Source organism: Blastococcus sp. Marseille-P5729, from assembly GCF_900292035.1.
GTDB lineage: Bacteria > Actinomycetota > Actinomycetes > Mycobacteriales > Antricoccaceae > Cumulibacter.
The window spans coordinates 899,335-907,077 of record NZ_OMPO01000002.1; the positions used below are offsets into that span (position 1 = coordinate 899,335).

General features: G+C 69.4%; 9 protein-coding genes. 1 reads left to right on the forward strand and 8 read right to left on the reverse strand.

Annotation, left to right across the window (positions count from 1 at the left end):
• Positions 1-8: 8 nt before the first annotated feature.
• On the reverse strand, positions 9-503 hold the full coding sequence (locus tag DAA40_RS12815; protein ID WP_106850069.1) for a MarR family winged helix-turn-helix transcriptional regulator: 495 nt from the start codon (positions 501-503) through the stop codon (positions 9-11).
• A gap of 135 nt (positions 504-638) precedes the next feature.
• On the opposite strand from DAA40_RS12815, the gene DAA40_RS12820 reads away from it, so the two are divergent.
• A complete protein-coding gene (locus DAA40_RS12820) occupies positions 639-1,190 on the forward strand; it encodes a YceI family protein (protein ID WP_106850070.1) in 552 nt (183 codons plus the stop codon).
• Between the two features lie 89 nt (positions 1,191-1,279).
• Here the strand turns inward: DAA40_RS12820 and DAA40_RS12825 are convergent, their stop codons facing one another.
• The 7 genes from DAA40_RS12825 to folE form a co-directional block, all read right to left on the reverse strand.
• Positions 1,280-1,678 (reverse strand): DUF4870 domain-containing protein, encoded by a 399-nt coding sequence (locus tag DAA40_RS12825; protein WP_106850071.1) that lies wholly within the window; start codon positions 1,676-1,678, stop codon positions 1,280-1,282.
• 140 nt (positions 1,679-1,818) lie between these two features.
• Positions 1,819-4,341 carry a bifunctional UDP-sugar hydrolase/5'-nucleotidase gene (locus DAA40_RS12830; protein WP_106850072.1) on the reverse strand — a complete coding sequence of 841 codons (2,523 nt, stop codon included), beginning with the start codon at positions 4,339-4,341 and terminating at the stop codon, positions 1,819-1,821.
• Between the two features lie 157 nt (positions 4,342-4,498).
• The gene (locus DAA40_RS12835; protein ID WP_158716431.1) at positions 4,499-4,963 is read right to left on the reverse strand and encodes a DUF3180 domain-containing protein; all 465 of its coding nucleotides are present in this window, start codon (positions 4,961-4,963) and stop codon (positions 4,499-4,501) included.
• Positions 4,960-5,478 (reverse strand): 2-amino-4-hydroxy-6-hydroxymethyldihydropteridine diphosphokinase, encoded by a 519-nt coding sequence (gene folK, locus DAA40_RS12840; protein ID WP_106850074.1) that lies wholly within the window; start codon positions 5,476-5,478, stop codon positions 4,960-4,962. Before folK ends, DAA40_RS12835 begins: the two co-directional genes overlap by 4 nt.
• The gene (gene folB, locus DAA40_RS12845; RefSeq protein WP_234356363.1) at positions 5,475-5,846 is read right to left on the reverse strand and encodes a dihydroneopterin aldolase; all 372 of its coding nucleotides are present in this window, start codon (positions 5,844-5,846) and stop codon (positions 5,475-5,477) included. Before folB ends, folK begins: the two co-directional genes overlap by 4 nt.
• The gene (gene folP, locus DAA40_RS12850; RefSeq protein WP_199849739.1) at positions 5,843-6,679 is read right to left on the reverse strand and encodes a dihydropteroate synthase; all 837 of its coding nucleotides are present in this window, start codon (positions 6,677-6,679) and stop codon (positions 5,843-5,845) included. Before folP ends, folB begins: the two co-directional genes overlap by 4 nt.
• Positions 6,676-7,251: a GTP cyclohydrolase I FolE gene (gene folE, locus DAA40_RS12855; RefSeq protein ID WP_106850075.1), complete on the reverse strand. Its 576-nt coding sequence runs from the start codon at positions 7,249-7,251 to the stop codon at positions 6,676-6,678. Before folE ends, folP begins: the two co-directional genes overlap by 4 nt.
• Positions 7,252-7,743 lie beyond the last annotated feature (492 nt).

A 7,743-nucleotide genomic window follows, 5' to 3' on the forward strand; every position in this document is an offset into this window, starting at 1 on the left:
AAGCGCGGCTAGAAGCCGCTGGCCGGCAGCAGCGGTCCGCTGCGTCCGTCGCGGTCCAGATGCCGCACGATCTGCTCGGTCCACTTGCCCATGTCGGCGACCTGGTCTGGGCGCAGGAACGACAGCAGGTGGGCCCGCACGCCCTCGACGTGCACGTGGGCGGCCTGCGAGAGGACGTCGTACCCACTGTCGGTGAGCTCGGCGAAAGTACCGCGGGCGTCGTCCGGGCAGGTCGAGCGGCTGGTGAGGCCGCGGGCCTCGAGGCGGTTCATCTGATGCGACAGGCGGCTCTTGGACAGCCCGGACGACGCAGCCAGCTCGGTCATCCGCAGCCGCCGCTCCGGCTCCTCGCTCAGCCGCACGAGGATTCCGTAATCGGTCAGCGACAGGTCATGGCTCTGGCTCAGCTCACGGCTGAGCTGGTCCAGCACCAGCCGGGATGCCAGCAGGAAGCCACGCCATGCGCGCTGCTCGTCTTCGGTCAGCCACTTCGTCTCGCCCATGCGATCCAGTTTAGATCACATTTGTTGACACTTCAACGTCTTTGGTTGTAATTTCAACTAGTCGCACGGAGCCAGGCCCCGAATCACCGCGACCCACGACCATCAAGCGCCCATCACACCTCACGAGGAGCAACCATGACCAACGCACAGTCCCTGAACCTGACCCCCGGCACCTGGAACATCGACGCCGTCCACTCGAGCGTCGGCTTCAGCGTCCGCCACATGATGGTCAGCAAGGTCAAGGGCGTCTTCAAGGAGTTCGGCGGTCAGGTCGTCGTCGCCGATGACATCGAGGCATCCAGCGTCTCGGCCACCATCAAGGCGTCCTCGGTCGACACCGGCAGCGAGCAGCGGGACGCTCACCTGCGCAGCGCCGATTTCTGGAACGCCGAGCAGAACGAGACCTTCGAGTTCCGCTCCACCTCCATCACCGCGGACGGCGGGGACTGGAAGGTCGCGGGCGAGCTGACGCTCAACGGTGTCACCAAGCCGGTGGTGCTGGATGTCGAGTTTGGCGGGGCGGGCCCAGACGGCCAGGGCGGCCAGAAGGCGGGCTTCGAGGCCAAGACCGAGATCAACCGTAAGGACTTCAACGTCGACTTCAACATGCCGATGGACGGCGGCGGCGTCGTGGTCGGTGACAAGGTCACCATCACCCTCGACATCGAGGCCGACCTCGCGCAGTAGCGAGCATCGCCCGTCGGCGGGCAGGAACGGCAAAGAGGCCGGGAGCGCGAGCTCCCGGCCTCTCTGTGTAGGTTCAGGCGGTTCGGCGCTCAACCGAGGATGCGGATCTGGAAGGGGTACTCGTACGGGCGGCCGTTCCACGCCCGGATCGCGCCCTTGATGTGGCACCAGGCGGCGACCACGAAGGTCACTCCCCAGATGAGGAGCGCGACCGGGATGCCGATGAGGGTGAACACCAGGACCCAACCGAGCACCTGCATCACCCAGAACGAGATGTTGAAGTTGAACGCGCCAGCGGCTGCGCGGCGTACCTGCGGGCTGCGATCCTTGTACATGTACCAGACGATCAGCGGGCCGACGATGCTCAGCCATCCGGCGCTCAGGAAGAACGCGATCGGGGCCGACAGGTGCGCGAGCACACCTGCACCACGATCCTCGCTGTCGTATGCGGCGACGTCGTCTCGGCTGTGGATGTCGGGACGGGTCATGCTGCCTCCTTCACAGGCGCGGTCGCGCCGTCGTGAGCCCCAACGTCGTGAGCCGCCGGTTTATGCCGGACGCGGCACCGGGTGGGTACCCGCCTTCATTGGCGTGCCCCCACCCGGTGTGTGCGGTCAACCGCCCGCGACTATGCCTTGCGGCGACGTCCGAGTACCGCGAGCGCGGCTCCCGCGCCCAGCAGCAGCGCGGCGAGCCCCAGTTGCGGAGCGGCGTCGGTACCCGTGTACGCGATCTTCTGAGCCGGGCCACCGGAGCCGCCCTTGGTCCCGGCGGGATCCTTCGGTGCCGGCGTCGGCGTCGCGGCCGAGTCGTCATCGTCGTCCCCCGGCGACGGGCTCGGCGAGCTCGCCGCCGTCACCTCGAACTGGGCCGAGGCAGTCAGCCCGCCCGCAGTCGCTGTGATGGTGTGGGTGCCGACCACGTCAGTGGGCACCGTCAGCGTCCCGGTGAACGAGCCGTTCGCGTCGGTGGTGACCTGCTCGATCAGGACCCCGTCGACGGCGATGTCGACGACCGTGTTGGCCGGGAAGCCGGTGACAGTCACCTGGGTCTGACCGCCGGCCTGGACCGGGGAGTCGATAGTGATCGCCGGCTCCAGCGCCGCGGCGGTCACCGTGATCGGGATCGTCACGGTCGTGCCGGACGGATCGGCGACCAGCTGGAGGGTGGCCGGACCGGCCGGGGTGTCGGCCGGGACGATCGTGTCGATCGTGGCGACGCCGCCGGCACCGGCGACGTTCGGGATGGTCGAGGTCACGATGGTCTGGCCGGCGACGATCTGGAAGGTCCCGATCTCGACGCCGTTGAGCATCACCTTGCCGCCGGTGTTGGTCGGCGAGCCGAGGCTGGTCAGGTCGAAGCCCTGCGCCTGGAAGCTCAGCGCGGTGCCGGCCTGGACGGTGGTGGGCAGCTCGCGGACGGTGACCGCCTGCTTGGCGAAGTCCGGCGAGACCGGGCTGTTGGTGTCGATCCAGTTGATGAACGACTCGGTGTCGATCAGCCCGGAGTCCTTCATGTTCGCGCCGTTGCGGAACTCCCAGAAGTTGTCACCGCCGCCGATCAGGAACGAGGCGCCGACGATGGTGTAGGTCGCGGCGGGGTCGATCGGCTCACCGTTGATGGTGATCGAGGTGATGCGGTCGTTGAGCGCCCGGTCCGGATCGAAGGTGTAGGTGACGTTCTCGGACAGTCCGAGCTTCAGGTAGGGGCGTCCGCTGGTCAGCGGAACACCGTTCTTATCTCGCTGCCACTGCTGCTCGAGAACCGTCTTGAACTGCTCACCGGTGAGTTCGATCGTCTGCAGGGTGTTGGCGAACGGCGTGACCGCGGCGGCCTCGCCGTAGGTGATCTCCCCGGTCTTGTTGGCGCCGTCGTCGTACAGCAGCTCGGCGCGCACGCCGCCGGGGTTCATGACGCCGATGTCGGCGCCGGAGCGGCCGGGCTCTTTGAGCACCTCGACCATCGACTGGGCGATCAGGTTCGACAGCGTCGACTCCGAGAGCCGGTCGTCGCGCTTGCCATCGGCGTACGCCGTGGTGATGTCGTCGGTGACCTGGCCGATCGGCTGCTGACCGATCGCCTTGGCCTGGGCGACCGCGGCGGTCACCACCTGGCTGGCCGCGATGTACTGCGGATCGGTCTTCGGGCAACTCGCGCCGGGCGTGCTGGGGACCGTGATGTTCTGGGCGGCGTAGCTGGTGACGGTGTCGGTCACCGCGTCGTAGGTCAGCTGGACGTGGCCGAGCGGGTTGGCGTAGGAGCCGGACTGGATGACCGGCCGGGTGCCGTCACTGTCAGGCACCGGGCCGTCCCACACGTAGGTCTTGTGGGTGTGCGCGGTGAAGATGGCATCGACCTCGCTGGAGGTGTCGTTCACGATGCTGGCGAACGCGCCTCCGGTCGCGACCTGCTCCTGCAGGGTCGACGGATCGCCGGCGGTCGCGCCCTCGTGGTACTCGGCGATGATCACGTCGGCCTCGCCGTTGGTGGTGTCCCCGTCGCTGAGCTGGGCGGCGACGCGGTTCACCGCGGCGACCGGGTCACCGAAGGTCAGGGTGCCGGTTGCGTTCGGACCGGTGAGCGACGGGGTCTGCTTGGTGACCGCGCCGATGATCCCGACCGAGACGCCGTTGACCTCGATGATCTTGTACTCGTCCAGCGCTGGCGTGGTGGTGCCGGCGAGGTAGACGTTCGCGCCGAGGTGGGCGAACTGGGCGCGCGGATCGACCCGTTCGGTCAGGTCGGTATAGCCCTTGTCGAACTCGTGGTTGCCGACGGCGGAGGCGCGCAGCTCAAGCGCGTTCAGGAAGTCGATCGTCGGGTTGTCGTCCTGGGACGAGGAGGTGAACGGCGAGGCGCCGATGTTGTCTCCCGCCGACAGGAAGATGCTGTTGGCATCGCCGTAGGTCGCCTTCGACGACTCGAGGGTGCAGGCGAAGGACAGCCCGAGGTTGCCTGTGTAGTCGGTGTCGATGCGCCCGTGGAAGTCATTGACGTTGAAGATGTCGATGACTCCCGGCTTGCCGGGCTGAGCCGTCGGCGTGCCGGTGTTCGTGGCGGCGGAGGCCGGGTTGGCGAAGGCCAGAACCGTGGTCAGTCCGATCGCGGCGGTCGCGCTCGCGCCCAAGGCGCGTCGAATGGCAGAAGTCATGGAAGCGGGGCCCTCTGTGGATGCTCGGGAGGCGCGCACTTCTTGCGCGCACTTCACACTGGCCGAACACCGGCGCCGGATCAAGGGGTGTGTACAGACGTTTGGTTTCTGTTCACCGATCCTGCCCCGGGAGAGCTACCGACGACACGGCCTGTGCTCAGTAATCCTCGTCGGAATCGCCCGGGACCCGGCAGCACTGCTCGAGCCAGAGACCGGCAAGGGCGAGGGCGAGGCTCAGCGCCACGCCCACGAACGCGATCACGGTATCGGTCTTCGCAGAGATGAGGTGACCCCATTGGCTTGCGGTGTACGCCGCGAAGCCGGCCCACAACCCGGTGAGGGCGGCGCCGACGTACGCGCTGGCCTTCGCGAGGGCGAGCGCGCGGGCCGCCACGATAGGGTCGACCGGCTCGGCGCCCTTCTTGCGCCCGATGCGGGACTTGAGGTTGATCCCGAAGAAGACCTCGGCCAGGGCCAGGACACCGGCCCAGACCGGCATGTACCACCTCAGCCGCGGGATGTCGCCGTAGAAGGTGCTGACCAGCGCCCAGCCGATGACCGCGCTGCCGACCACCAGCGCACCGAGCGTGGAGCGGCTGGTCGGCTGCAGCGGGCTGTTCACAACCCGATCCCGTCCAGCCGTTCGACCTGCTGCTCGGGGCATCCCGATTCGATCAGCCCGCGCAGCAGATCCTCGGCCGAGCCTTGCGGCAGCATGGCGTGCGGCTGCACCTCGACCCAGGGGGCGAGCACGAAGGCGCGCTCATGCGCTCGAGGATGCGGCAGGGTCAGGTCGGCGTCGTCCAGCCGGAGCGACCCGCCGTGCTCGTCGTCGTCGGCGTACACCGCGACCAGGTCGACGTCGAGGGTGCGCGGGCCCCACCGGACGTCGCGGGTGCGCGCGGCGGCCTCCTCGCAGCTGCGGGCCAGCGCAAGCCAGCCGCGGGCGTCAAGGCTCTCGTCGGCGGCGATGAGCACCGCGTTGTGGAAGGGGTCCTGCTCCACCCCGCCCCAGGGGGCGGTGCGGTAGATCGAGCTGGCGACCATCAGCCGGTTTCCGACTGCGGCGACGACCGAGCGCAGATGCTCGATGGAGTCTCCGACGTTCGATCCGATCGACAGGACGGCGGTGGTCATCGGCGGCTCCTCCTGACGGTGACGGCGACATCGGCGAACTGGAGCGGGATCGGCGCCTGCGGCTTGTGCACGGTGATCTGCGCCCACTGCACCCGCTGGTACCCGAGCGCGACGTCCACCAGCTTGTGGGCAAGAGTCTCGATCAAGTCGTAGGGCTTGCCGGCCACCGTTGCGGCGATCGCCTCGGCGAGCTCCCCGTAGTGCACGGTCTGAGCGAGGTCATCGGACCGCGCGGCGGGTGTCGTGTCGAGACCCAGGACCGCGTCGACCACGAAGGTCTGGCCTTCGCGGCGCTCCTGCTCGAACACGCCGTGATGCCCAGTGACCGCGAGGCCGGTCAGCCGGATCTCGTCCACGCTCCCGCTCACGCGCGCCCGGCCTTCCATGCGGCGGCCACCTTCACGGCGTCCAGGGATGCCTGCACGTGGTGTGCGCGGACGCACCATGCCCCACCGATGGCCGACAGCGCAGAGATGGCGGTGGTGGCGTCCTCGCGACCACCGGGTGGTCGGGGCGTGCCATCCACGCTCAGCAGCGAGCCGAGGAAGGACTTGCGCGATGCTGCCACCAGCACCGGGTAGCCGGCGCCCACGAAGCGGTCGAGCCGGCTCAGCAGGGCCCAGTTGTGATCGGCGGTCTTCGCAAATCCCAGCCCCGGATCGATGATGATCCGCTCGCGGCGGACGCCGGCCGCCAGCGCCTCGTCGACGCGGGTCAGCAGCTCCCGCAGGACGTCCTCGACGACGTCGTCGTACCGCGCGAAGGCCTGCATGTCGCGGGAGTGGGCCCGCCAGTGCATCAGGATGTAGGGGACGTCGAGCTCGGCAGCGGTGGGGTTCATCTCGGGGTCGGCGAGACCGCCCGAGACGTCGTTGATGATGGCGCACCCTGCCTCGATGGCGGCCCTGGCGACCGAGGCTCGCATGGTGTCGATCGACGTGGCGATGCCCTCGGCGCTGAGCGCTTCGATGACCGGGACTACGCGCGCGATCTCGACGTCCGCCGGGACCCGCTCGGCACCGGGACGAGTGGACTCGCCTCCGACGTCGATCAGGTCGGCGCCGATCCGGTGCATCTGCAGTCCATGCTCGATGGCGCGGTCGGTCTGCAGGAAGCGGCCGCCGTCGCTGAAGGAGTCCGCGGTCACGTTCAGCACGCCCATCACCAGCGAGCGGTCCGCGCTGGGCAGCGTCCGGGTCATTGCGATCGGCCCGAGATGAGGCTGAGCGCCTCGGCGCGGGTTCGGCTGTCGCGCTGGAACACGCCCCGTACCGCGGACGTCGTCGTGCGGGAGCCGGGCTTGCGGATGCCGCGCATCGCCATGCACAGGTGCTCGGCCTCGATCACGACGATGACGCCGCTCGGACTGAGTGCCTCGACCAGGGCGTCGGCGATCTGCGCTGTGAGCCGCTCCTGAATCTGCGGGCGCTTGGCGTAGAGGTCCGCCAGACGGGCCAGTTTCGAAAGTCCGGTGATGCGGCCGGACGCGCCCGGGATGTAGCCGATGTGCGCGACGCCGTGGAAGGGCACGAGGTGGTGCTCGCAGACGGAGTAGAGCTCGATGTCCTTGACCAGGATCAACTCGCGGTGGTCCTCGTTGAAGGTCCTGTGGAGCACCTCACGCGGATCGGCGTGCAACCCCGCAAACATCTCGGCGTACGCCCGAGCGACCCGGTCGGGGGTGTCGCGCAACCCCTCGCGGTCGGGGTCCTCCCCCACGGCCAGCAGCAGCTCGCGTACGGCGGCCGCGGCCCGGTCGTGGTCGACGCTCATCGCTTCTGGTCGTCGGGGGAGGGCGGGTTGAGCCACTCGTGGGGATACGGCGGCGGGACCGGCGGGCGGGCCGGCTCGTCAGTCGGCGGGGCCGGCGGGACCCGCGGCATCTGGGTGGGGGGGGCGCTGGGGTCGGCGTCCCGGGCCGCATGGCGGCCCCGTGGCGGGGGCCCTTTCTCGCCCTCCCGGGCCGGGGCTGGGGGGGGGCCCGGGGCCCGGGGGGGGGGTCCCGGGGCCGGGGGGGGCGGGCCGGGGGCCGGGGCGGGGGGGGCCGCCGCCCGGCCGCAGACCGCCCGGGCGCCCCCCGCGGGCCGGCGCCCCGCAAGGCTGTCCCTCTGGGGGGCGCCCGGGCTGACCGAGTCACCCCCCGCCGATCTGCTGCAGCTGTTCGCGGAGTCGCTGGACGCCGGTGGTCCTCGCCCAGTGTCCGCCGTGTGGAACGACATGTCGCTGGCGATCCAGACCTCGTGGCACCCGCCGACCGAGGTCAAC